Annotated in this window: 22 protein-coding genes; 9 read left to right on the top strand and 13 right to left on the bottom strand. The window is 71.1% G+C overall.

Annotation, left to right across the window (positions count from 1 at the left end; translation table 11 throughout):
• Window positions 1-15: 15 nt before the first annotated feature.
• Genes BIU96_RS11420 through BIU96_RS11405 form a run of 4 tightly spaced genes read left to right on the top strand, consistent with a single transcriptional unit; the run spans window position 16 to window position 3,891 of the window.
• Entirely contained in the window at window positions 16-1,335 is a 1,320-nt protein-coding gene (locus tag BIU96_RS11420) for a CBS domain-containing protein (protein ID WP_071292717.1), read from the top strand.
• Window positions 1,336-1,387: 52 nt separating this feature from the next.
• Window positions 1,388-1,888 carry a DUF1003 domain-containing protein gene (locus BIU96_RS11415; protein ID WP_071292767.1) on the top strand — a complete coding sequence of 167 codons (501 nt, stop codon included), beginning with the start codon at window positions 1,388-1,390 and terminating at the stop codon, window positions 1,886-1,888.
• Complete coding sequence (locus tag BIU96_RS11410; protein WP_071292716.1) at window positions 1,881-3,032, top strand: Mrp/NBP35 family ATP-binding protein; 1,152 nt, start codon at window positions 1,881-1,883, stop codon at window positions 3,030-3,032. Before BIU96_RS11415 ends, BIU96_RS11410 begins: the two co-directional genes overlap by 8 nt.
• 10 nt (window positions 3,033-3,042) lie before the next feature.
• On the top strand, window positions 3,043-3,891 hold the full coding sequence (locus BIU96_RS11405) for a bifunctional 2-polyprenyl-6-hydroxyphenol methylase/3-demethylubiquinol 3-O-methyltransferase UbiG (RefSeq protein ID WP_071292715.1): 849 nt from the start codon (window positions 3,043-3,045) through the stop codon (window positions 3,889-3,891).
• Between the two features lie 179 nt (window positions 3,892-4,070).
• Here the strand turns inward: BIU96_RS11405 and BIU96_RS11400 are convergent, their stop codons facing one another.
• Window positions 4,071-4,439, bottom strand: coding sequence for a twin-arginine translocase TatA/TatE family subunit (locus BIU96_RS11400; protein ID WP_071292714.1), 369 nt, complete (start codon window positions 4,437-4,439; stop codon window positions 4,071-4,073).
• Window positions 4,440-4,503: 64 nt separating this feature from the next.
• On the opposite strand from BIU96_RS11400, the gene BIU96_RS11395 reads away from it, so the two are divergent.
• Window positions 4,504-5,136 carry an O-methyltransferase gene (locus BIU96_RS11395; protein ID WP_071292713.1) on the top strand — a complete coding sequence of 211 codons (633 nt, stop codon included), beginning with the start codon at window positions 4,504-4,506 and terminating at the stop codon, window positions 5,134-5,136.
• Window positions 5,137-5,150: 14 nt separating this feature from the next.
• On the opposite strand, the gene BIU96_RS11390 is transcribed toward BIU96_RS11395, so the two are convergent.
• A complete protein-coding gene (locus BIU96_RS11390) occupies window positions 5,151-5,879 on the bottom strand; it encodes an AAA family ATPase (protein WP_083402841.1) in 729 nt (242 codons plus the stop codon).
• 192 nt (window positions 5,880-6,071) lie between these two features.
• Entirely contained in the window at window positions 6,072-6,242 is a 171-nt protein-coding gene (locus BIU96_RS11385) for a DUF3117 domain-containing protein (RefSeq protein WP_017887054.1), read from the bottom strand.
• Between the two features lie 178 nt (window positions 6,243-6,420).
• Here BIU96_RS11385 and BIU96_RS11380 point away from each other — a divergent pair, with 178 nt between their 5' ends.
• A complete protein-coding gene (locus BIU96_RS11380; RefSeq protein WP_175477527.1) occupies window positions 6,421-7,530 on the top strand; it encodes an AI-2E family transporter in 1,110 nt (369 codons plus the stop codon).
• On the opposite strand, the gene BIU96_RS11375 is transcribed toward BIU96_RS11380, so the two are convergent.
• Together BIU96_RS11375 and dapE are read right to left on the bottom strand one after the other, a co-directional pair.
• The gene (locus BIU96_RS11375) at window positions 7,509-8,753 is read right to left on the bottom strand and encodes a hypothetical protein (protein ID WP_071292711.1); all 1,245 of its coding nucleotides are present in this window, start codon (window positions 8,751-8,753) and stop codon (window positions 7,509-7,511) included. The genes BIU96_RS11380 and BIU96_RS11375 overlap by 22 nt on opposite strands.
• Window positions 8,738-9,820 (bottom strand): succinyl-diaminopimelate desuccinylase, encoded by a 1,083-nt coding sequence (gene dapE / locus BIU96_RS11370; RefSeq protein ID WP_071292710.1) that lies wholly within the window; start codon window positions 9,818-9,820, stop codon window positions 8,738-8,740. Before dapE ends, BIU96_RS11375 begins: the two co-directional genes overlap by 16 nt.
• A 170-nt stretch (window positions 9,821-9,990) precedes the next feature.
• On the opposite strand from dapE, the gene dapD reads away from it, so the two are divergent.
• Window positions 9,991-10,959, top strand: coding sequence for a 2,3,4,5-tetrahydropyridine-2,6-dicarboxylate N-succinyltransferase (gene dapD / locus BIU96_RS11365; RefSeq protein WP_071292709.1), 969 nt, complete (start codon window positions 9,991-9,993; stop codon window positions 10,957-10,959).
• A gap of 896 nt (window positions 10,960-11,855) precedes the next feature.
• Here dapD and BIU96_RS11360 read toward each other — a convergent pair.
• The 8 genes from BIU96_RS11360 to typA all read right to left on the bottom strand — a co-directional run bounded on the left by BIU96_RS11360 (window position 11,856) and on the right by typA (window position 20,427).
• A complete protein-coding gene (locus BIU96_RS11360) occupies window positions 11,856-13,154 on the bottom strand; it encodes a citrate synthase (protein WP_083402831.1) in 1,299 nt (432 codons plus the stop codon).
• 186 nt (window positions 13,155-13,340) lie between these two features.
• Entirely contained in the window at window positions 13,341-13,730 is a 390-nt protein-coding gene (locus BIU96_RS11355; RefSeq protein ID WP_071292708.1) for a hypothetical protein, read from the bottom strand.
• 94 nt (window positions 13,731-13,824) lie between these two features.
• A complete protein-coding gene (gene dapC / locus BIU96_RS11350) occupies window positions 13,825-14,946 on the bottom strand; it encodes a succinyldiaminopimelate transaminase (RefSeq protein ID WP_071292707.1) in 1,122 nt (373 codons plus the stop codon).
• Between the two features lie 14 nt (window positions 14,947-14,960).
• On the bottom strand, window positions 14,961-15,278 hold the full coding sequence (fdxA, locus tag BIU96_RS20090; RefSeq protein WP_071292706.1) for a ferredoxin: 318 nt from the start codon (window positions 15,276-15,278) through the stop codon (window positions 14,961-14,963).
• A gap of 37 nt (window positions 15,279-15,315) precedes the next feature.
• Window positions 15,316-16,542 carry a PIG-L deacetylase family protein gene (locus BIU96_RS11340; protein ID WP_071292705.1) on the bottom strand — a complete coding sequence of 409 codons (1,227 nt, stop codon included), beginning with the start codon at window positions 16,540-16,542 and terminating at the stop codon, window positions 15,316-15,318.
• An 18-nt stretch (window positions 16,543-16,560) separates the two neighbouring features.
• Window positions 16,561-17,103, bottom strand: a complete 543-nt coding sequence (locus BIU96_RS19850; RefSeq protein WP_071292704.1) for a hypothetical protein — start codon at window positions 17,101-17,103, stop codon at window positions 16,561-16,563.
• Between the two features lie 121 nt (window positions 17,104-17,224).
• The gene (locus BIU96_RS11330; RefSeq protein WP_071292764.1) at window positions 17,225-18,418 is read right to left on the bottom strand and encodes an amidohydrolase; all 1,194 of its coding nucleotides are present in this window, start codon (window positions 18,416-18,418) and stop codon (window positions 17,225-17,227) included.
• A gap of 86 nt (window positions 18,419-18,504) precedes the next feature.
• Entirely contained in the window at window positions 18,505-20,427 is a 1,923-nt protein-coding gene (typA, locus tag BIU96_RS11325; RefSeq protein WP_071292703.1) for a translational GTPase TypA, read from the bottom strand.
• 119 nt (window positions 20,428-20,546) lie between these two features.
• Here typA and BIU96_RS11320 point away from each other — a divergent pair, with 119 nt between their 5' ends.
• Window positions 20,547-21,296, top strand: coding sequence for a CPBP family intramembrane glutamic endopeptidase (locus BIU96_RS11320; RefSeq protein ID WP_071292702.1), 750 nt, complete (start codon window positions 20,547-20,549; stop codon window positions 21,294-21,296).
• A gap of 163 nt (window positions 21,297-21,459) precedes the next feature.
• Window positions 21,460-21,939 (top strand): peroxiredoxin, encoded by a 480-nt coding sequence (locus BIU96_RS11315; protein ID WP_071292701.1) that lies wholly within the window; start codon window positions 21,460-21,462, stop codon window positions 21,937-21,939.
• Window positions 21,940-22,204: the final 265 nt, after the last annotated feature.

Raw genomic sequence — 22,204 nt, 5'->3', positions numbered from 1 at the left:
ACTACGCTGGGTCGGGTGAGCGCCACGAAGGTCTTCGTCGCCCGCCTCGCCGGGTGCTCCGTCTTCGACCCCGCGGGCGACCGCGTCGGCAGGGTGCGGGACGTCCTCGTCGTCTACCGCCGGGCCGACCCGCCGCACGTCGTCGGACTCATCGTCGAGGTGCCGGGCAAGCGCCGCATCTTCGTGAGCATCGGCCGGATCACCTCGATCGGCGCCGGGCAGGTCATCACGACCGGCCTCGTGAACATGCGTCGCTTCGAGCAGCGCGGTGGCGAGGTCCGGGTGATTGCCGAGATGCTCGGCCGCAAGGTCCTCATCAAGAAGGAGCGCATCCGCGCCACCATCGAGGACGTCGCGATCGAGGACCGCGGGCAGGGCGACTGGGAGGTCTCGCAGCTCTTCCTCCGCAAGCCGAAGACCACGCCGTCCCCGTTCGGCAAGGGCCCGACGACGTTCGCCACCTGGAACGAGGTGACCGAGGACGAGCTCCCCGGCGAGGCGCAGTCCGCCGAGCACGTCATCGCGGCGTACTCCGACCTGCTGCCGGCCGACCTCGCGTCGACCCTGCTCGACCTGCCCGAGGAGCGCCGCTTCGAGGTGGCCGAGGAGCTCCCCGACGACCGTCTCGCCGACGTGCTCGAGGAGATGCCCGACCAGCAGCGCATCGAGATCCTCACCCGGCTCGAGGACTCCCGCGCGGCCGACGTCCTCGACCACATGCAGCCGGACGACGCGGCCGACGTCCTCGCGCAGTTCTCCGACGAGCGCAGTGAAGCCCTCCTCCAGCTCATGGAGCCGGAAGAGGCGCAGGACGTCCGCATGCTCCTCGAGTACGAGCCGGACACGGCCGGTGGCCTCATGACGACCGAGCCGGTGATCGTCTCCGCCGACGCCACCGTCGCCGAGGGCCTCGCCCTGGTCCGACGCCACGAGCTCGCGCCGGTCCTCGGGGCCGCGGTCTGCGTCACGCTGCCGCCGTACGAGCCGCCGACCGGTCGGTTCCTCGGGCTCGTCCACTTCCAGCGGATGCTCCGCTACCCGCCGAACGAGCGACTCGGCACGCTCATCGACCAGCAGACCGAACCGGTCCGGGTCGACGCGAGCGCCGCCGAGGTCACCCGCATCATGGCGACCTACAACCTGCTGTCCGTCCCCGTGGTCGACGACGCCCACCGACTCGTCGGGGTGGTGACGATCGACGATGTCCTCGACCACGTCCTGCCGGACGACTGGCGAAGTCAGGGCGAGGGGGAACCCTCACCGCTCCCACGCCAACGCCCGCGCAAGACGCCCGTGACGACGGGAAGGAGGACCACCCGTGGCCCGAACGGATGAGAACCGCCAGGAGCGCCTGGAGCGTCAGGAGCGCCTCGACTCCCCGAAGGGCATGCGCACGCGCGTGCTCCCGACCCGCCGCCGCTCCGGTCGCGGCGACACCTTCGGTCGCGCCACCGAGGGCATCGCGCGTGGCATGGGGACGCCCTGGTTCCTGATCGGCCTGACGCTCTTCTGCCTGGTCTGGATGGGCTACAACACGCTGGCACCGAAGCCGTGGCAGTTCGACTCGGCCGCGATCGGCTTCACCGCACTCACCCTCGTGCTGTCCCTGCAGGCGTCGTACGCCGCCCCGCTCATCCTGCTCGCCCAGAACCGGCAGGACGACCGCGACCGCGTGCAGTTCGAGCAGGACCGGCAGCGTGCCGAACGGAACCTGGCGGACACCGAGTACCTCGCCCGCGAGGTCGTCGCCCTCCGCCTGGCGATGCGCGACATGGCGTCGAAGGACTTCATCCGCGCCGAGCTCCGGTCGCTGCTCGAGGAGCTCGACCGCCGCGACGCGCAGGACACCGACTTCGCCGGCGACCCCGGCAGCACCGCCCGTGGCTGAGGACGACCAGGCTCTCGGTTCCGCCGTCCTCGCTGCGCTCGCCCGCGTCATCGACCCGGAGATCCGCCGGCCCGTCACGGAGCTCGACATGATCCGCGGGGTCGACGTGCAGCCTGGAGGCGCGGTGCGCGTCGACCTGCAGCTCACGATCGTCGGGTGCCCCGCCGCCGACACCATCGAGCGCGACGTCCGCGCGGCCGCCGGTTCCGTGGACGGCGTGTCCACGGTGGCGGTCGACGTCTCCGTGATGGCCCCGGCGACCCGCGCCGCCCTGACCGAGCGGCTGCGCGCCGGACGTCCCCGTGGCGTGCAGTTCACGCCGGACTCCCTCACCCGGGTGATCGCGGTGACGAGCGGCAAGGGCGGCGTCGGCAAGTCCACCGTCACCGTGAACCTCGCCGCGGCCCTCGCCGCACGGGGGCAGCGCGTCGGCATCGTGGACGTCGACGTGCACGGCTTCAGTGTCCCGGGGCTGATGGGCCTCACCGACGAGCACGGCGTGGCGCCGCGGCCGACCCGGGTGGACAGCATGATCCTGCCGCCGGTCGCCCACGACGTGAAGGTCGTCTCGATCGGGATGTTCGTCGACGACGTCTCGACCGCCGTGTCCTGGCGCGGGCCGATGCTGCACCGCACCGTCTCGCAGTTCCTGACCGACGTGTTCTTCGGCGACCTCGACGTGCTGCTGCTCGACCTGCCACCCGGCACCGGCGACGTCGCGATCTCGGTCGGCCAACTGCTCCCGCACGCCGAGGTGCTCGTCGTCACCACGCCCCAGGCCGCTGCGGCCGACGTGGCCGAACGGAGCGGCATCGTCGCCCGACAGACCGGGCAGCGGGTGATCGGCGTGGTCGAGAACATGGCCGGGCTCGTGCAGCCCGACGGCTCCGTGCTGCACCTGTTCGGCGAGGGCGGCGGTGCCGAGACGGCCCGGCGGCTCTCCCGCGACCAGGAGACCCCCGTGCCGGTGCTCGGCAGCGTGCCGCTCTCGGTCCCGTTGCGCGAGGGCGGCGACGCCGGCGTGCCCGTGGTGCTCGGCGCGCCCTCCGACCCGGCCGCCGTCGCGCTCGACGCCGTCGCGGACCGGATCACCACCATGGGCCGCGGGTTGTCCGGCCGGAAGCTCGGGCTCTCCCTGACCTAGGCTCAGTTCCATGAGCACCGACCACGTCAGCGTCGACTGGGAGCACGCCCGCGACACGAACCGCGCGAACTGGGAGGACCGGGTCCCGATCCACGAGGGTGCGTACGAGATCGACGCCCTCGCGGATCCGGACCACCGGTCGACGGTCGTCCGGGACGACCTGCCGGCGCTCCTCCCCTGGCTCCCCGGAGGCTCGCTCGCCGGCCTCGACGTCTGCCACCTGCAGTGCCACATCGGCACCGACACCGTGTCGCTCGCGCGCGAGGGTGCCCGGCTGACCGGGGTCGACTTCTCCCCCGCCGCCCTCGCCTCCGCCGCCGGGCTCTCCGAGCGGCTCGGCCTCGACGTCACCTGGGTCGAGACCGACGTCCTCGACGCCCGGGCGGCCGTGGTCGGTGACTTCGACGTCGTCTACACGAGCATCGGCACGATCACCTGGCTCGCCGACCTCGACCGGTGGGCGGCGCAGGTCGCCGCGCTGCTCCGGCCCGGCGGGGTGTTCTTCATCCGCGACGGCCACCCGGCGCTCTACGCGCTCGACGAAGCCGCCGACGAGCTCGTCACCCGGTACCGGTACTTCCCGGACGGCACCGCACAGCAGTGGGACGACGCGGGCACGTACGCGGGCGAGGGAACGGTGGCGAACACCCGGACGTACGAGTGGCCGCACCCGCTGTCGGAGATCGTCACCGCGCTGCTCGGCGCCGGACTCCGACTGCGACGCCTCGACGAGGGCCGGACGCTCCCGTGGCGCTTCAGCTCGCGGATGGAGGACACCGGCGACGGCTCGTGGGCGTGGCCCGAGGCCGACCGCGACCGGGTGCCGACGACCTTCACGATCGTCGCGACGAAGGACTGACCCGAAGCCCGGGTCGAATCGGGCGTACTCGGTGGTTCCTTCTCACCGGGTACGCCCGATCCGTCGTTCCATCGCGGCCGTCCTGGGAAGGAACGTCGCGCCGCAACCGCTGACGGACGGGAGGCGCGGTGCCAGCTGGCACCGCGCCTCCAGTCCGTCAGGTGGTCAAGTGACGGGCGTCAGGTCGCTTCCGTGTCGAAGGGGGCGTCCTCGCCCACGGCGAGCGGCACCACCGGTGCCGTCGCGCGCACCTTGGAGGCGGTGACCTGCGCCGTCTGCACGGCGGCTGCGCTGCCACCGGAGTCGAGCAGGGCGTCGCGGATGATGCGCCGCGGGTCGTACTGCCGCGGATCGAGCTTCTGCCAGTCGACCTCGTCGAACTCCGGACCCATCTCCTCGCGCATGCGGTCCTTCGCGGTGTCGGCGAAGCGACGGACGGCCTTCACGAACTCGGCGAGCTTCTGGGCGTACATCGGCAGCCGCTGCGGCCCGAGCAAGAGGACGCCGATGATCCCGATCACCAGGAACTTCTCGAAGCCGTCGAACACGGTACGAGCGTAACCCGTCCCGGCCGCACGGCACCCGTAGAGTTGTCACCCGAACGGAGTGTGCGTGTCAGAGAAAGAGTCGAACTGGAAGTTCGCCGAGGACATCGTCTCGGAGTCCGAGGTGATCGCCCGAGCGCGTGAGCACTCCCTCGAGCTCGGGGTCGAGGCGATCTCGCCCGCGATCGGCGCGCAGATCGGCGTCGTCGCCGCCGCGTCCCGCGCGACGAGCATCATCGAGATCGGGACCGGTCTCGGCGTGTCCGGGCTGTACCTGCTCGGCGGCGCCCCGAACGCCACGCTCACCACGATCGACGTCGAGGTGGATCACCAGCAGTACGCGCGCGACGCCTACATCGCAGCCGGTTCTGCCCCGTCCCGCATCCGGCTCATCCCGGGTCGAGCGAACCAGGTCCTCCCGCGGATGAACGAGGCGTCGTACGACGTCGTGCTCGTCGACGCCGACCCGGAGCACGTCATCGAGTACGTCGAGCACGGGTTGCGGCTCGCGCGGCTCGGCGGGACGGTGCTCGTGCCGCACGCGCTCTGGCGCGGGCGTGTCGCCGACCCGGTGAAGCGGGACCGCGCGACCACCGACTTCCGGCTGCTGCTCACCGAGGTGTCGACCTCCGGTGCGGTCATCAGCGCGCTCTCGCCGGCCGGCGACGGGCTGCTGCAGATGACGAAGGTCTCCGACTAGCGACGCTCCGGGCGTCAGGACAGGTGCCGCAGGTAGCGCTCCGGCGACTCGAGGAACGACCGCTGGTGCCGCACGAGGTCGAGGTCCGCCCAGTCGGTGCGACGGAGGCCCCACTCGCCGACCTCGTGGATGGTCGCGCCGGGGAAGGCCGCGAGCACGGGCGAGTGCGTCGACAGGATGACCTGCCCCACGCCGCTCTCGACGATCGACTGCAGCAGTCCGATGAGCGCCAGGCAGCCGGAGAAGGACAACGCGGACTCCGGCTCGTCGAGGATCCACAACCCGGGCCACCGCGCCCGGTCGATCACGAAGTCGAGGAAGGACTCGCCGTGGCTGCGTTCGTGGAAGACCGGCTCGGGTCGTGACCGGTTCGGGTGTTCCTCGAGGTAGGTGAAGAACCCGTGCATGGTCTCCGCCCGCAGGAAGAACCCGCCCCGCGGTGCGCCGAAGTCCCTCCGGATGGCGATGTGCTCGCAGAGGGAGGACTCGGACGGACGCGTCGAGTGCTGCGACCCGGTCCCGCCGCCCTCGGGCCCCATGCCGAACTGCAGCGCGATCGCCTCGACGATGGTCGACTTGCCGACGCCGTTCTCCCCGACGAACACCGTCACCGGGTCGAGGTCGAGCCCCTCGTCGAGGAGCTGCCGCACCGGGGCCAGGGTCGCCGGCCAGACGTCACGGGGCATCGGGTGCGGGTCGCAGAACTCCTCGACGCGACGGATCGGCATGTGGGTCCTCGGCACGGACGCCATCATGCCGTGCGCAGCCGACACCGGGCCCCGCGTCGGCATCGGGACTGGTTCGGGCTCCGGCTCTGGTTCGAACTCGGGCTCGGGCTCGGGCTCGGGTCCCGGCTTCGGCTCCAGCTCCGGCTCCGGACGGCGGAAAGCCCGGAACGTACGCGTTCCGGGCTCTCCGTTCGGTGCTTCGACGTACTAGGCCGAGACGACCTCAGCGAGTGCGTCGTGGAGTTCCTTGGCCTCGGCATCGTTGACCGAGACGACCAGGCGGCCTCCACCTTCGAGCGGAACCCGCACGATGATGAGTCGACCCTCCTTAACAGCCTCCATCGGCCCGTCACCGGTCCTCGGCTTCATGGCTGCCATCAGATGTCCCCTTTCGTGCAGTACATGCACGCCCATTATCTCGTATCGATGGGGGAACTGCGAAACCGCCCAGGTTGGGGGTGGCGAATCGGGACGTTCTCGCGGTTCGGAATGGTCACCTTGGCGTATGCCGAACATCCGCTCCACGCGCAACCGGACCCCTCGGGACGAGGCCGCAGTGCCCGCTCCGACCGACGACGCGGTCCCTGCGGGGATGCGGATCGCCGGCGCGTTCTCGTGGCGACTGCTGGTCGTCGGCGCCCTGCTCGCGGTCGTGGTGGCCCTCGTCGTCCTGCTGCAGGACATCGTCGTACCGTTCCTCGTCGCCCTGCTCGTCTGCGCACTCCTCGCTCCGATGTCGGCGTTCCTGCAGCGCCACCGCTGGCCGAAGTGGACCGCCGTGCTGTCCTGCTTCGTCGCGATCGTGCTGGCCATCGGCGGTCTCGCACTGATCGTGACCGCGCAGATCCGGTACGACCTGCCCTCGCTCGAGCACCGGCTGCACCACAGCGTGCGGTCGCTGCAGTCACTCCTCGACAGCGAGCCCTTCGGCATCACGGCGAGTGACGTGAACCGGTGGGTGTCCGACGGCACCGACTACCTGCAGACGCACGCCTCGTCGATCCTGTCGGGCTTCCAAGAGGCAGGCTCGGGAGCGGTGCACGCGTTCGAGGGCCTGTTCATCATCGTGTTCACGACGCTCTTCGTGCTCATCGACGGACCACGGATCTGGGCCTGGGTGGTCCGGCTGTTCCCCGGTCGTGCGCGCCCGCGCATCGACGTCGCCGGACACGCCGGGTGGAAGACGCTGACCAGCTTCATCCGGATCCAGCTCCTCGTCGCGGTCACCGATGCGCTCGGCGTGGTGATCGGGGCGCTCATCCTGCAGGTGCCGCTCGCCGTCCCGATCGGCGTGATCGTGTTCCTCGGGGCGTTCATCCCGGTCGTGGGCGCGATCGTCGCCGGGATCGTCGCCGTCCTCATCGCGCTGGTGTTCAACGGGTGGGTGACGGCGCTGATCATGCTCGGCGTCGTCGTGCTCGTGCAGCAGCTCGAGAGCCACGTGCTGCACCCGTTCCTGACCGGTCAGGCCGTCAAGGTCCACCCGCTCGGCGTGGTCCTCGGGGTCACCGCGGGCACGACGATCGCCGGCGTCGTCGGGGCGTTCTTCGCGGTGCCGTTCATCGCGACGGTGAACGCGATGGTGAACGCGGCCGCAGCGTGGCGCCCGGGCGACGACGCGCCCGTCGTATCAGGCCACGCCGATCACGGCGGGGTCCAGTCGTAGCCGTCGACCCACCAGCAGAAGTACAGCCACGCCCACTGCGCGGCGATGCAGGCGACCACGACGGCGACCCGGTAGACCCGCGACCGCGGCAGCGCCACGATCCCGAGGAGCGGCGCGATCGGCAGCAGGATGCGCCAGGTGCTCGACTGCGGGAAGAACACCGCGAGCAGGTAGACGAGGTAGGCGACGCCCCAGAGCCGCAGCTCGAGCCCGATGCGGCGCGCAGCGGGCAGGAAGACGAACGCCGCGAACCCGACGACGACCACGGCGAGCAGGATCCCGCCGGCCGGCTGGCGGAACCACCACCCGAAGCCCTGGATCCAGGGCGCGAAGGGCACGAGCTCCCTCCAGCCGATGTACGACGACCGCCAGGCCAGCTCGGTGTCCGTGTAGGCCTTCGGCACCCCCGTCACCGCCCAGGCGATCGCCGGCCAGGCCAGCCCGACCACCCCAGAGACGACGGCGACCACGGCGGGCGGCACGAACCGTCGGACGGTCAGGGGCTCGGACGACCGGACCCAGGCCGGCCGGACGAACCACGCGCCGAGGAACAGCACCACGAGCAGCGCGAAGGCCAGCCCGGTCGGTCGGGTCATCCCGAGCAGCAGCACCACGGGCAGCATCGTCCACCAGCGCCGGTCGACCATGAGCAGCAGCGCGACGAGGAGCAGGAACAGCCCCATCGACTCGGCGTAGGCGACCTGGAACATCGCGGACACCGGCGCGACGCAGAACAGCACGGTGGCGAACGTCGCACGCGCCGGGTCGAGGAAGCGCCCCATCAGCCGGCGGAACACCAGCGCCGCACCCCAGCCGCACAGCAGCGAGACCGAGACCGCGACGAACTCGAACGACGCCCCGGTCAGCGCCATCAGCGCCCGCACCAGGAACGGGTACGCCGGCATGAACGCCCACGCGTTCTCGGTGACGTGACCGGCGGCGTCCACCGGCAGGGTCGACGGGTACCCGTTCGCCGCGATCACCCGGTACCAGGCGCCGTCCCAGATGGACGCGAACGACAGGTACGACGGGTGCTGCACGGTGAAGGAGTTCGCCGCCTGCACGCTCGCGAACGCGGAGAGCATCGCGCCCGTGACAAGCCGGGCGAGGACGTAGACGACCGTGATCCGCACCCACCACGGCACCACCCGGTAGCGGGCGTGCCACCGGGCGCGGGCGGGGCTCAGCCGGGTGGACCCGGCCGTGGTCAGGCCGTCAGCCACCGACGCAGACCGTCCTCGACCGAGGTGATCTGGTCGACGGGGACCTGCTCGTCGTCGTGGTGGGCGAACACGGGCTCGCCGGGGCCGTAGTTCACGGCGGGGACACCGAGCGCCGAGAAGCGGGCGACGTCGGTCCAGCCGTACTTCGGGCGGGGCGCCGGACCGCCGACCGCCGCGACGAAGTCCTGTGCGAGGGGCGCGTCGAGGCCCGGACGCGCGCCGGCCGCGAGGTCGACGATCTGCACGTCGTACCCGTCGAAGAGCTCGCGGATGTGCGCCACGGCCTCGTCGGCGCTGCGCGACGGCGCGAAGCGGTAGTTCACGTGCACCATCGCCTCGTCGGGGATGACGTTGCCGGCGATGCCGCCCGTGATGCCGACGGCGTTGAGGCCCTCGCGGTACTCGAGCCCGTCGACCGTGACCGTGCGGGGCTCGTACGCCGCGAGCGTCGCCAGGATCGGCGCGGTCTTGTGGATCGCGTTGTCGCCGATCCAGCTGCGGGCACTGTGCGACCGCTTGCCGAACGTGCGGATCTCGGCGCGGAGGTTGCCGTTGCAGCCCCCCTCGATCTGCGCGCCCGAGGGCTCCCCCAGGATGGCGAAGTCGCCGGCGAGGAGCTCGGGACGCGTCCGGGCCAGACGACCGAGACCGTTGAGCGAGTCGCTCACCTCTTCGTGGTCGTAGAACACCCAGGTCACGTCGACGCTCGGCGCGGACAGGTCGTGGGCGAGCTTCAGCTGGACCGCGCACCCGCCCTTCATGTCGACCGTGCCACGGCCCCAGAGGATCTCGGTGCCGTCCTCGGTCGTCCGGAACTCCGTCGGCAGGTTGCCGTTGAGCGGGACGGTGTCGATGTGCCCCGCGATGACGACCCGACGGTCGCGGCCGAGGTTCGTCCGCGCGACGATCGAGTCGCCGTCGCGGATCACCTCGAGGTGGGCGAGCGGCGTCAGGGCCGCTTCGATCGCGTCAGCGAGGGGTCCCTCGTTGCCGGACACCGACTCGATGTCGCAGATGGCACGGGTGATGTCGATGGACGAGGCGGTGAGGTCGAGCTGCTCCGGCATGGACGCAGCCTACCGGCCGGCCCTTGCGGAGACCGCCGAGGCGACCACCTGTGGACGGGCCGGGTCTGTCCACAGGACCCGTGCCTCCAGGCCTGGAGGCGCCGTGCGCGTCCGGCGGACCCGTCCGGACGGACGGGTGGTCGCCTCCCATCGCTGGGTACCCTGGTGCGGTGACCGACACGACCGCTGCCACCGACCGCCCGACCACCGCGTGGGGCCACGGCCTCGCGACGATCGCCGCCGACGGCACGACGCTCGACACCTGGTACCCGGAGACGCACCTCGGAGCGCTGCCGGCCGACGCCGCCTTCCCCGCCGAGCTCCGCGCGCACGTGGCCGACGACCCGCGCCGCGAGGTCCGCATCGAGGCCGTCACCACCGAGGTCACGATCGACGCGCCCCCGTCCAGCACCGAGGACGCGTACCTCCGCCTGCACCTGCTGAGCCACCTGCACGTGCGCCCGAACGAGATCAACCTCGACGGCGTCTTCGCGCACCTGCCGATCGTCGCGTGGACGAACGCCGGCCCCGTGCACCCCGAGTCGCTCACACGCCTGCGTCCGGGTCTGCAGCGGGCCGGCATCGCCGTGCACGCCGTCGACAAGTTCCCGCGGCTCCTCGACTACGTCGTGCCGGACCGCGTCCGCATCGGCGACGCGAACCGGGTCCGCCTCGGCGCGCACCTCGCACCGGGCACGACCGTCATGCACGAGGGTTTCGTGAACTTCAACGCCGGCACCCTCGGCGACGCCATGATCGAGGGCCGCGTCTCGCAGGGCGTCGTCGTCGGCAACGGCACCGACATCGGCGGCGGAGCGTCCATCATGGGCACGCTGTCCGGCGGCGGCACGCACCGGGTGTCCCTCGGCGAGCGTGCGCTCCTCGGGGCGAACGCCGGCCTCGGCATCTCGCTCGGCGACGACTCCGTGATCGAGGCCGGGCTCTACGTGACGGCCGGCACGAAGGTCGTCCTCGTCGGCGCTGCGCCGAACCCGGACGGCACCCCGAGGACGGTCAAGGCCGCGGAGCTCTCCGGCACCCCGAACATCCTCTTCCGCCGCAACTCGCTCACCGGCGCCGTCGAGGCGCTCCAGCGCCAGGGGCAGGGCATCCAGCTCAACACCGCGCTGCACGCGTAACGCGGGGCGCTCCGCGCGCAGCGCGGCCGCCTGGAGGCGCGGCGCCGGTCGGAGAGACCGGCGCCGCGCCTCCAAGCGGTTGCGCCTCGTGCGCTGCCGCTCGCGCCGTGCCCGTTCGTCCTTCTTTCTTTCCTTCCTTCCGCGAGCGGGCGGAAGGCCGCAGTGCGTGCGCCAGCCGACGCCGCGCCTTCGCCCGCTCGCCTCGCCCGCGCCCGCCTGCCCGCGCCAGCTGGCGAACGACGAGCGGGCGGAATGCCGGCGTGCGCCCACGACCGGACCACGGGAATCCACCCGCTCACGCCCGGCCAGCGCCCGCAAGCGACGAGCGGGCGGAACACCGGCGTGCACCCACGACCGGACGCCGGCAATTCGCCCGCTCGACCTCGGCCCGCCCGCCCGCGAACGACGAGCGGGCGGAACACCGGCGTGCGCCACGATCAGACCGCGGGAATCCGCCCGCTCACGCCCGGCCAGCCCCCGCAAGCGACGAGCGGGCGGAACACCGGCGTGCACCACCAACGCGACCGAGGCACTTCGCCCGCTCGACCCCGTCCCGCCCGCCCGCAAGCGACGAGCGGGCGGAACACCGGCGTGCGCCCACGACCGGACCGCGCGAATACGCCCGCTCACGCCCGGCCAGCCCCCGCAAGCGACGAGCGGGCGGAATGCCGGCGTGCGCCACCAACACGACCGAGGTACTTCGCCCGCTCGACCCCGGCCCGTCCGCCCGCGAACGACGAGCGGGCGGAACACCGCGGTGCGTCCGCCACCCGACCCCGACAAATCGCCCGCTCGCGGCCCGCGGCGGGGCGCGCAGACGAGCGCGAGGCGCCCGCCCGCGCACACGCACGAGCGCCCCGCGCCACGGATTCGTGGGGCGGGGCACTCAGGATGGGTCAGTGCTTCGGGAGGTCGCGCTCCGGGTACCCGACGTAGAGCTGCTGCGGGCGGCCGATCTTGTTGAGCGGGTCGTTGTTGAGCTCACGCCACTGGGCAATCCACCCCGGCAGACGACCGATCGCGAACAGGACCGTGAACATCCGCGGCGGGAAGCCCATCGCCTTGTAGATGATGCCCGTGTAGAAGTCGACGTTCGGGTAGAGCTTGCGCTCGACGAAGTACTCGTCGGAGAGCGCGATCTGCTCGAGTTCCTTCGCGATGTCGAGCAGGTCGTCCTGCACGCCGAGCGACTCGAGGACCTCGTCCGCGCTCTCCTTCACGAGCTTCGCGCGCGGGTCGTAGTTCTTGTAGACGCGGTGCCCGAAGCCCATGAGCTTCACCCCGCGCTCCTTGTTCTTCACCCGCTCGACGAAGCGCTGCACGGGCTCGCCGGAGTCCTTGATCTGCTGGAGCATCTCGAGGACGGCCTCGTTCGCACCACCGTGCAGCGGACCGTACAGGGCGTTGATGCCGGCGGAGATCGACGCGAACATGTTCGCCTTCGTCGACCCGACCATGCGGACCGTGGCGGTCGAGGCGTTCTGCTCGTGGTCCTCGTGCAGGATGAGCAGCCGGTCGAGGGCCTTCGACAGCACCGGGTTCGGCTGGTACGTCTCGGCCATGGTGCCGAAGTTCAGGCGCAGGAAGTTGTCCACGAAGGACAGCGAGTTGTCCGGGTACAGGAAGGCCTGCCCGATCGACTTCTTGTGCGCGTAGGCGGCGATGACCGGCAGCTTCGCGAGCAGCCGGACGGTCTGCAGCTCGACCTTCTCGGGATCGTCGACGTCCATGTCGTCCTCGTAGTAGGTCGACAGGGCGCTGACGGCGCTGGAGAGGACGGACATCGGGTGGGCCGAGTGCGGGAGGGCGTCGAACAGACGACGCAGGTCCTCGTGCAGGAGCGTGTGGCGGCGGATGCGGGCGTCGAAGTCGGCGAGCTCGGACTCCGAGGGCAGTTCGCCGTAGATGAGCAGCCAGGCGACCTCGAGGAAGGTGCAGTTCGAGGCGACCTGGTCGATCGGGTACCCGCGGTAGCGCAGGATGCCCTGGTCGCCGTCGATGTAGGTGATCGCGCTCTTCGTCGAGCCGGTGTTCACGAAGCCGTAGTCGAGCGTGTTCATGCCCGTCTGCTTCTTGAACGTCGAGATGTCGACGGTCGACGCGCCGTCGACGCTCGGCAGGATCGGGAACTCCGCGGTGCCGCCCGGGTACGTCAGCGTCGCGGTCTCGATCGTCTGCTCGGCGGCGGGACTCACGGGGACGGGCGTGGTGGGCGGTGTGGCCGTCTTCTGAGCGTCGTTGGCAGTGTCAGTCACGAGGACAGCCTAATCGCGCCGTGTGGAGGGTGTGCACACAGGGTGGCTGCGGATGTGGTGCGAACCAACGCTTGCGGTGCCCGGGCAACGCCCCGCATCGCGTTCGATGCGGGGCGTCGCCACCGATCAGCGGCTGAAGTCGTACTGGAACGAACGCGGGGCGGAGAAGCCGTCGGCCGTGATCTGGCTGACCGTGATGTCGTTCTTGCCCTGCACGAACTCGACGGTGAACTTCGCGATGCCCTTGGCGTTCGCCTGCTTCGTCTGGACGACGCCGTTCACCGAGTAGTTGATCGTCGCGCCCGGCAGACCCTGGACCTTGATCTTCTGGGTGAGGGCACCGTTGTAGGCAGCGAGCTGCTGCGTGTAGGACGTCAGGTCCGTGGGGGACTCGACCGTCGCTGCCGCCTGGGACGCGACCGGCGCGGGCGCGGGGGTCGCAGCGTTCGCGGCGACGGGGCTGAGCACGAGGCCGAGGCCGAGCAGGGCCGAGGTGCCGATGAGGGACTTGCGCATGGGATCTCCTTGGTAGGTGCCGCTTGTGCGGCGACACCATCCTGGTGGAGAAATACTGGACGTTACATTTCAGAATGCGTGCGATGCGTTGCGATCACTCAGCGCCCCGCTGGCGCGTGACGGCGACCAGCCTCGACGCGGCCGCAGCGATCCGCTCGTCCGTCGCGGTCAGGGCCACTCGGACGTGCTGCTCCCCCGCCGTGCCGTAGAACGTGCCGGGCGCCACCAGGATGCCGTGCTCCGCCAGCCAGGCGACGGTGTCGAGCGCCGGCTCGCCGCGGGTCGCCCAGAGGTACAGGCCCGCCTCGCTTCGGTCGACCCGGAAACCGGCTCCTTCGAGTGCCCGTCGGAGCATGTTCCGACGCGCGCGGTACAACACCTTCTGCTGCTGCACGTGCGACTCGTCGGCGAGGGCGACGATCATGGCCTGCTGGACCGGCAGGGGCGGCATCATGCCGGTGTGCTTGCGGACGGCGAGCACGTCGGCGAGGACCGCGGCGTCGCCTGCGACGAAGGCGGCGCGGTACCCGGCGAGGTTCGACTGCTTCGACAGTGAGTACACGCTGAGCACGCCGTCGAGCGAGTCACCGACGACGCGGGGGTCGAGGATGGTCGGGGTCGGCTCGGTGTCGTACGGCGCTTCCCAGCCGAGTTCGGCGTAGCACTCGTCGCCCACGATCACGGCGCCGAGCTCCCGTGCACGGGCGACAGCGGCGCGGAGTTCGTCGACGGACAGCACGCGGCCGTCCGGGTTGCCCGGCGAGTTCAGCCACACGAGCTTCGTCGTGTCGGGCCAGGCAGCCGGGTCGTCGGCGGCGAGGGCGTCGGCGCCGACGAGGGCGGCACCGAGTTCGTACGTCGGGTACGCCGCCTCGGGGAAGACGACGGTGTCTCCGGCGCGGATGCCGAGCCAGAGCGCGAGCCCGGCGATGAACTCCTTCGAGCCGATCGTGGGCAGCGTGTTCGCCCCGGTCAATCGGACGCCGTGCCGTCGGCCGTACCAGGCGGCGATGGCCTCGCGCAGCGCCGGGGTGCCAGCGACCTGCGGGTAGGCGTGCGCGTCGGTCGCCTCGGACAGTGCCGCGCGGATGACGGCCGGCGTCGGGTCGACCGGTGAGCCGACGCTGAGGTCGACGATGCCGCCTTCGTGCGCCGCTGCCTGCTGCTTGAACGGGACCAGCTGGTCCCAGGGGAAGTCGGGGAGGTCGAGCGCCACGTGCGTGCTCCGCGTCAGCCGCGGGGCGGTTCGGCCAGGACGACCGGGTGGTCCTTGTGGATCACGCCGACCTTCGCGGCACCGCCGGGCGAGCCGACCTCTTCGAAGAACTCGACGTTGGCCTTGTAGTAGTCGGCCCACTCCTCGGGGAGGTCGTCCTCGTAGTAGATCGCCTCCACCGGGCAGACGGGCTCGCAGGCACCGCAGTCGACGCACTCGTCCGGGTGGATGTACAGGGAGCGGTCGCCCTCGTAGATGCAGTCGACCGGGCATTCATCGATGCAGGCGCGGTCCTTGACGTCGACACAGGGCTGGGCGATCACGTACGTCACGGCTGGGGTGCTCCCTTCGGACTGAGCGTTGTCGAGTCTACTCGCGACGGGCGGGCGCCCCTGACCGCGGGGCGGCAGCGTCGGCACGCGCCGCAGTCGCAGCCGCCCGCACCCCCGACAGGTCCGGCCACGCCAGCACGAGCGCCGCGATCACGGCGGGCCCGAACGTCCACACGTACCCGGCCGTGTTCGCCAGCACGAGCGGAGAGCTCTGCCCGCCGACCGAGACGAGCACCTGCGTCGCGACGATGACGCCGATCCCGACCGCGGCGACCATCGCCCGCGAGCGGTACAGCAGCCGGAGGCCCACGGTCAGTCCGACGACGACGAGTGTGGTCAGCAGCATCCCGATCGGGAACGCGCCGAGGGTCTGCTGGTGCGTGACCGTCCCGAGGCCACCCGCGACGAGCCCGAGCACGAGGGCGACGACGACCGCCGTCACCTTGCCCTGCCGGGACATCTCGGCGTAGGTCTGCGGCGCCGGGGCGACGGGTGCGTCGGCGTGCCGGAACGCCTCGACGGCGGGAGCCGGGTGGCGGGCACCGTGCGGCATCACCCACGACAGGGCCGTGGGGTCGGCGGGGTCGACCGGGTCGACGGTCACCTGCGACCGGTACTGCTCGACCGCGGCCCGGACCTTCGCCCGCACCGGGATCACGTCGACGGTGACGTCCGGCTCGGTCGTGGCCGGGTCGACGATCATCGAGAACGGCAGCTCCTCGGCGCGTGCGGCGTACCGCGCGGCGTGGTGGACGCGGACGTGGTCGGGGTGGCCGTACCCGCCGTCGTCGTCGTAGCTCACGACCGCGTCGGCCCCGGTCGACCGGATCGCGGCGCGGATGTCGTCGACGACCTCGCCGAGGTCGGCCGCGGTCAGCGAGTCGGCGGGGGCGTCGTCGGCGGCGATCGCCCGCCCGTCGGGTCCCCACTGCATGCCGGAGTCGGTGTAGCGGCGCTCGGGCAGGTCGGTCGGACGCGCGCCCGTTCCGCCGAGCCACAGGTGCCGCGGCCCGCCGAGGGCAGCGAGCGCCCCGGCGATCTCGGTCTCGCGGTGGGCTGCGACGCGCGGACCGTCGCCGTACAGGGGCGCGAGCGACGCGGTGAGCATCTCCCCGCGCTCGCCACGGGTGGCCGTCAGCACCGTCACGTCGGCGCCGAGCTCGAGCAGGGTCGCGATCGTCCCGCCCGACGCGAGCGTCTCGTCGTCGGGGTGGGCATGCACGAACAGGACGCGCTCGGGGCGGGTTGCGGGGACCTTCGACATCGCGTCCAAGCGTACGGGCTAGCGGGGCGTCACGATGTAGGTCGCGGTGACGCCGTCCTGCCCGTCCGAGAAGGTCAGCACGACCCGGTAGGCGTCGCTCCGGAACATCCCGAAGGCGCTCGACGAGTCGGCGCGCTTGGCGGACTCGGTGAACCCGGCGTCGGTCAGCTGCTGGTCGGCGACTGCGAAGTCGTCCACCGACGCCGCACGGACCTGGGTCACCCACCCGGAGCCGTTCGGCCCGGCGCCGCCACCGAGCACGGTGCCGTCGACGAGCGGGACGTCCTTCGACGGGAACCCGTCCGGGACCTTGCCGTCCGAGGTCACGTCGGTGCCCTCGAGCGCCGTGTCGAGCGCGCCGTCGATGCCGCCGGCGACCGAGGACATGCCGTCCTGGATCGCCTTGCCGTCGATGCCCTGCACGCCCTCGGCGACGCTCGACGCGACCGAGGACCCCAGGTCGGTGGCCTGCTTGACCGCGTCGGTCGAGCAGCCGGCCAGGCCGGCGAGCGTGATGCCCGCAGCGACAGCGGCGATCAGGGTGCGGGTGGTGGTGCGCATGCGCAGCACCCTAGGGGGCCAGCCGGGAGGCGCGGCGTGAGTCCCCTGGGAACGTCACGTGGACGGCTGGTCGCCGCTCACCACCGTCGGCCCGCCCCCGCCTCGCGGCCGGCACGACGGGTCAGGCGACGTAGGCGCGGGTCGCTGCCACGAACGCGTCGACGCCGACCGGGATCGCGGTCTCGGCCTGCGGTGCGTAGAACGGCGAGTGGTTGCTCGGGATGTCCTCGCCACGACGGAAGAGCTCCGGGTCCGTGATGCCGGTGAACCAGTACACGAGCGGCGCCCCCGCGGCGGTGGCGAGCTGCCCGACGTCCTCCGACGCCATCGCGAGCCCGATCTCGAGGTCGCGGGCACCGGGGACCTCGGCACGGATCGCGTGGAGGACGGTCGCGGCGGCCTCGGCGTCGTTCACGGTCACCTCGGCACCCGGCGCGCGGGTGATCGTCGGCGCCGACAGCCCACCGGCCTCGCTCTCGGCGCGGACGATGCGCTCGATCGACCCGATGATCCGCGCGCGGGTCTCCTCGTTGCGGGCGCGGGTGGAGATCTCGATGACGGCCTCGTCGGGGATGATGTTCGCCCGGGTGCCGGCGTGGAAGCTGCCGACGGTGACGACGCCGGCGTCGCTCGGCGAGACCTCGCGGGACACGACGGTCTGCAGGCGGACGACGGCCGACGCAGCGGTGACGACCGGGTCGAGCGAGGCCTGCGGCGCGGAACCGTGCGCACCGCGACCGTTGAACGTGACGGTGAGGCGGTCGCTCGACGCCATCACCGGGCCGCTGCCGACCGCCACGATGCCGACCGGCGCCGGTGCGGAGTGCTGGCCGAGCACGACGTCGGGCTTCGGGAAGCGGTCGACCAGGCCGTCCTCGATCATGGCCCGCGCGCCCGAGATGACCTCTTCGGCGGGCTGGAACACGGCGACGACGGTGCCGTGCCAGTCGGTCGTGGTGGCGGCGAGCCGCTCGAGCGTGCCGAGCAGCCACGTCACGTGGATGTCGTGCCCGCACGCGTGCATGGTCGGCACGTCGTTGCCGTCCTCGTCGGTGCCGTGGTGCTCGCTGGCGTAGGGCAGGCCGGTGCGCTCCTGCACGGGCAGCCCGTCCATGTCCGCGCGGAGCCACACGACGGGCCCCTCGCCGTTCGCGAGCACGCCGACGACACCCGTGCCGCCGACGCCCGTGGTCACGTCGATCCCACCGATCTCCGCGAGCCGGTCGGCGACGATGCCGGCGGTGCGGTGCTCCTGGAAGCCGAGCTCGGGGTGGGCGTGGAGGTCCTGGTACAGCGAGAGGAGGTCGAGAGTCACGCGCCCCACGCTACAACCGACACCGGCCCGGCCACCTCGATGAGGTGACCGGGCCGGTGGTGGAGGGCGTGCCTCCCGGCTGTCGCTTACGCGTCCTGACGCTTCAGGCGAGCGTACGAGCGCTGGCGGGCCTGCGCGTCGAGCTCGACCTTGCGGATGCGCACGGCGTCGGGGGTGACCTCGACGCACTCGTCCTCACGCGCGAACTCGAGGCATTCCTCGAGCGAGAGCTGACGCGACGGCGTCATCGACTCGAACGTGTCGGCGTTGGCCGACCGCATGTTCGTGAGCTTCTTCTCCTTGGTGATGTTCACGTCCATGTCGTCGGCGCGCGAGTTCTCGCCGATGACCATGCCCTCGTAGACCTCTTCGGTGGGGTTGACGAAGAACGTCATCCGCTCCTGCAGGTTCGTGATGGCGAACGGCGTGACGACACCCGAGCGGTCGGAGACGATCGAACCGTTGATGCGGGTCTGGATCGCGCCGGCCCAGTCGTCGTAGCCGTGCGAGATCGCGTTGGCGATGCCGGTGCCGCGGGTCTCGGTGAGGAACGACGTGCGGAAGCCGATGAGGCCGCGCGACGGGACGATGAACTCCATGCGCACCCAGCCGGTGCCGTGGTTCGTCATGTTCTCCATGCGGCCCTTGCGCGCCGCCATGAGCTGCGTGATCGCGCCGAGGTACTCCTCCGGCGTGTCGATCGTCATGTGCTCGTAGGGCTCCTGGAGCTTGCCGTTCTCGTCACGCTTCGTCACGACCTGCGGCTTGCCGACGGTGAGCTCGAAGCCCTCGCGACGCATCTGCTCGACCAGGATGGCGAGCGCGAGCTCACCACGGCCCTGGACCTCCCACGCGTCCGGGCGACCGATGTCGAGGACCTTGAGCGAGACGTTGCCGATGAGCTCGCGGTCGAGGCGCTCCTTGACCATGCGGGCGGTGAGCTTGTGGCCCTTGACCTTGCCGACGAGCGGCGAGGTGTTCGTGCCGATCGTCATGGAGATCGCCGGGTCGTCGACCGTGATGGTCGGCAGCGGGCGGACGTCCTCGGGGTCGGTGAGCGTCTCACCGATGGTGATCGTGTCGAAGCCGGCGACGGCGACGATGTCACCGGGGCCAGCCGACTCGGCCGGGTAGCGCTCGAGCGCCTTCGTGATGAGGAGCTCGGTGATGCGGGCGTTCTGGACGGTGCCGTCGTGCTTGACCCACGCGACCGTCTGACCCTTCTTCATCGTGCCGTGGAAGATGCGGAGCAGCGCGAGGCGACCGAGGAACGGCGACGCGTCGAGGTTCGTGACGTGGGCCTGCAGCGGGTGCTCGTCGTCGTACTTCGGCGCAGGCACGTGCTGGAGGATCGCCTCGAACAGCGGCTCGAGGTCGTCGTTGTCGGGCAGCGAGCCGTCGGCCGGCTTGTTGCGGCTGGCGGCACCGGCACGACCCGAGGCGTACACCACGGGGACGTCGAGGATCGCGTCGAGGTCGAGGTCGTCGACCTCGTCCGACAGGTCGGACGCCAGGCCGAGGAGCAGGTCCTGCGACTCGGAGACGACCTCGTCGATTCGAGAGTCGGGGCGGTCCGTCTTGTTGACGAGCAGGATCACCGGGAGCTTGGCGGCGAGCGCCTTGCGGAGCACGAAGCGGGTCTGGGGCAGCGGGCCCTCGGACGCGTCGACGAGCAGGACGACGCCGTCGACCATGGAGAGGCCGCGCTCGACCTCACCGCCGAAGTCGGCGTGGCCGGGGGTGTCGATCACGTTGATGGTGATCGGACCGCCCGCGCCGAACTCACTGGCGTGCTTGCCGTTGTAGAGCACCGACGTGTTCTTCGCGAGGATCGTGATGCCCTTCTCGCGCTCGAGGTCGTTCGAGTCCATCATGCGGTCTTCGCCCTCGAAGTGGGCGTCGAACGAGTTGGTCTGCGTGAGCATCGCGTCGACGAGGGTGGTCTTGCCGTGGTCGACGTGTGCCACGATGGCGACGTTGCGCAGGTCGGACCGGGTGGCGAGCGCCATACAGGACATCCTTCAATTTCTTGGGAAGAGTCGGGCCGGCAGCATCGGCGCCACGCCCGCGGGCAGAACGCCCGACACGCCAGTCTACCGGTAGTTCGCAACCGACAGGAGTACAGACGATGAGCCGTCGGCGAACGTGGGTCGAGATCACCATCGTCCTGATGCTGTCGCTCGGCGGCAGCGCGCTGTACTCGGTGCTCCAGATCATCGACGACCTGTCCCAGACGACACCGCTCGGGCAGCAGTCCACCGCGCTCAACACGTCGACGACCACGGTGCAGTACGTCGACCTCGCGCGGCAGCTCGTGGGCATCGCCGTCGACCTGGCCCCGGTCGCGCTGGTGTGCTTCCTGCTCTGGCGCACGACCCGACCGCACCTCGGTCGCCTCGGCATCGACCGCTTCCGGGTCGGACCCGACCTCGGCGGTGCGGCCCTGATCGCGCTCGGCATCGGGATCCCGGGGCTGGCGCTCTACTTCACCGGCCGTGCGCTCGGGTTCACCGTGAACGTGAACCCGGCGGCGCTCGACTCGTACTGGTGGACGATCCCGGTCCTGCTGCTCTCGGCGATCCGCTCCGGGCTGCAGGAGGAGGTGATCGTCGTCGGGTACCTCTACGAACGGCTCGGCGGCCTCGGCTGGGGGCGCTGGCAGGTGATCCTCTCCACCGCGGTCCTGCGCGGGAGCTACCACCTGTACCAGGGCTTCGGCGCCTTCGTCGGGAACGCCGTGATGGGCATCGTCTTCGGATGGATCTACACGAAGTGGGGCCGGCTGCTCCCCTTGGTCATCACGCACTGCCTGCTCGACGCCGCGGTGTTCGTCGGCTACCCGTGGGTGGCCCATGCGTTCCCCGCGTTGTTCCGCTGACCCGTGGTCGCGCGCGGCGGGGTGGAAGGTCACTTCGACGGGCGGCACCCCCGTTCGGGCGTCGGCGATGCTGTGGACCCGCACGACCCCGGTCCGGCGAACCCACGGGGAACCCACAGCGCGCCGCAGCGCACCGCCGATCCCGCAGCCCTAGCGTTGCGGCATGAGCATCCCCGAGGTGGGCGACCCCGCGCCGCGCTTCACCCTGCCCGGCATGATCGTACGCGACGGGAACCGGCTCGACGACGAGTACTCGCTCTCCGCCGAGATCGGCCGGACCCTCGTCCTCGCCTTCTACCCCGGCGACGCGACCCCGGTCTGCACGGCGCAGCTCTGCAGCTACCAGGAGGAACTCGATGACTTCGGCGGCCTCGGCGCCGTGGTGTGGGGCGTCAGCCCGCAGGCGCTCGACTCGCACGAGGCCTTCGCCCGCGGATCCTCGCTCACCTTCCCGCTGCTGAGCGACACCGCCGGGGACGTCATCCGTGCGTACGGCGTGCGGGCGCCCGGCATCGGGCTCCGCCGGTCGGTGTTCGTGATCGGGCCGGACGGGGTGGTCCGGTGGCGGCACGTCGGGCTGGTCGGACTCCGGTTCCCGAAGGCCGAGACGATCCGGGAGCAGATCGAACTCCTGGTCGCGTGAGCACGCGCTCGATACGCGTGCATGCAGATAACGCGGATACGGCGCGGCGATCCCTGGAATTTCTCGTCGTGGGGTATTGACACCCGAACGGGGGGACGAGGACCATTGGTGGAACGAGAGGTCCACACAGGATCTGCCTCCCCGGGAAATCGGGTCGTCCGGAGATACGCGACGGTGTGTCACACCCGCTCTCCGGGCGTTCCCGGGGAGGCATCTCGTAACCTCGTCGCTCTCCGGGCGTCACGGCGCCGACACGGGTCGGCAT

It is taken from the genome of Curtobacterium sp. MCBA15_008 (assembly GCF_001865065.1).
In the GTDB taxonomy this organism is placed as follows: Bacteria; Actinomycetota; Actinomycetes; order Actinomycetales; family Microbacteriaceae; genus Curtobacterium.
Note: the sequence above shows the minus strand (reverse complement) of the source record. Positions and strands in the feature narration are given on the sequence as shown.

Coding starts and splice junctions, on each gene's coding strand:
- BIU96_RS11415 (WP_071292767.1), top strand. CDS start 1,388: ATGCGCACGCGCGTGCTCCCGACCCGCCGCCGCTCCGGTCGCGGCGAC.
- BIU96_RS11405 (WP_071292715.1), top strand. CDS start 3,043: ATGAGCACCGACCACGTCAGCGTCGACTGGGAGCACGCCCGCGACACG.
- BIU96_RS11385 (WP_017887054.1), bottom strand. CDS start 6,242: ATGGCAGCCATGAAGCCGAGGACCGGTGACGGGCCGATGGAGGCTGTT.
- dapE (WP_071292710.1), bottom strand. CDS start 9,820: ATGCCGGAGCAGCTCGACCTCACCGCCTCGTCCATCGACATCACCCGT.
- BIU96_RS11355 (WP_071292708.1), bottom strand. CDS start 13,730: ATGCGCAAGTCCCTCATCGGCACCTCGGCCCTGCTCGGCCTCGGCCTC.
- BIU96_RS11340 (WP_071292705.1), bottom strand. CDS start 16,542: ATGTCGAAGGTCCCCGCAACCCGCCCCGAGCGCGTCCTGTTCGTGCAT.
- BIU96_RS19850 (WP_071292704.1), bottom strand. CDS start 17,103: ATGCGCACCACCACCCGCACCCTGATCGCCGCTGTCGCTGCGGGCATC.
- typA (WP_071292703.1), bottom strand. CDS start 20,427: ATGGCGCTCGCCACCCGGTCCGACCTGCGCAACGTCGCCATCGTGGCA.
- BIU96_RS11320 (WP_071292702.1), top strand. CDS start 20,547: ATGAGCCGTCGGCGAACGTGGGTCGAGATCACCATCGTCCTGATGCTG.
- BIU96_RS11315 (WP_071292701.1), top strand. CDS start 21,460: ATGAGCATCCCCGAGGTGGGCGACCCCGCGCCGCGCTTCACCCTGCCC.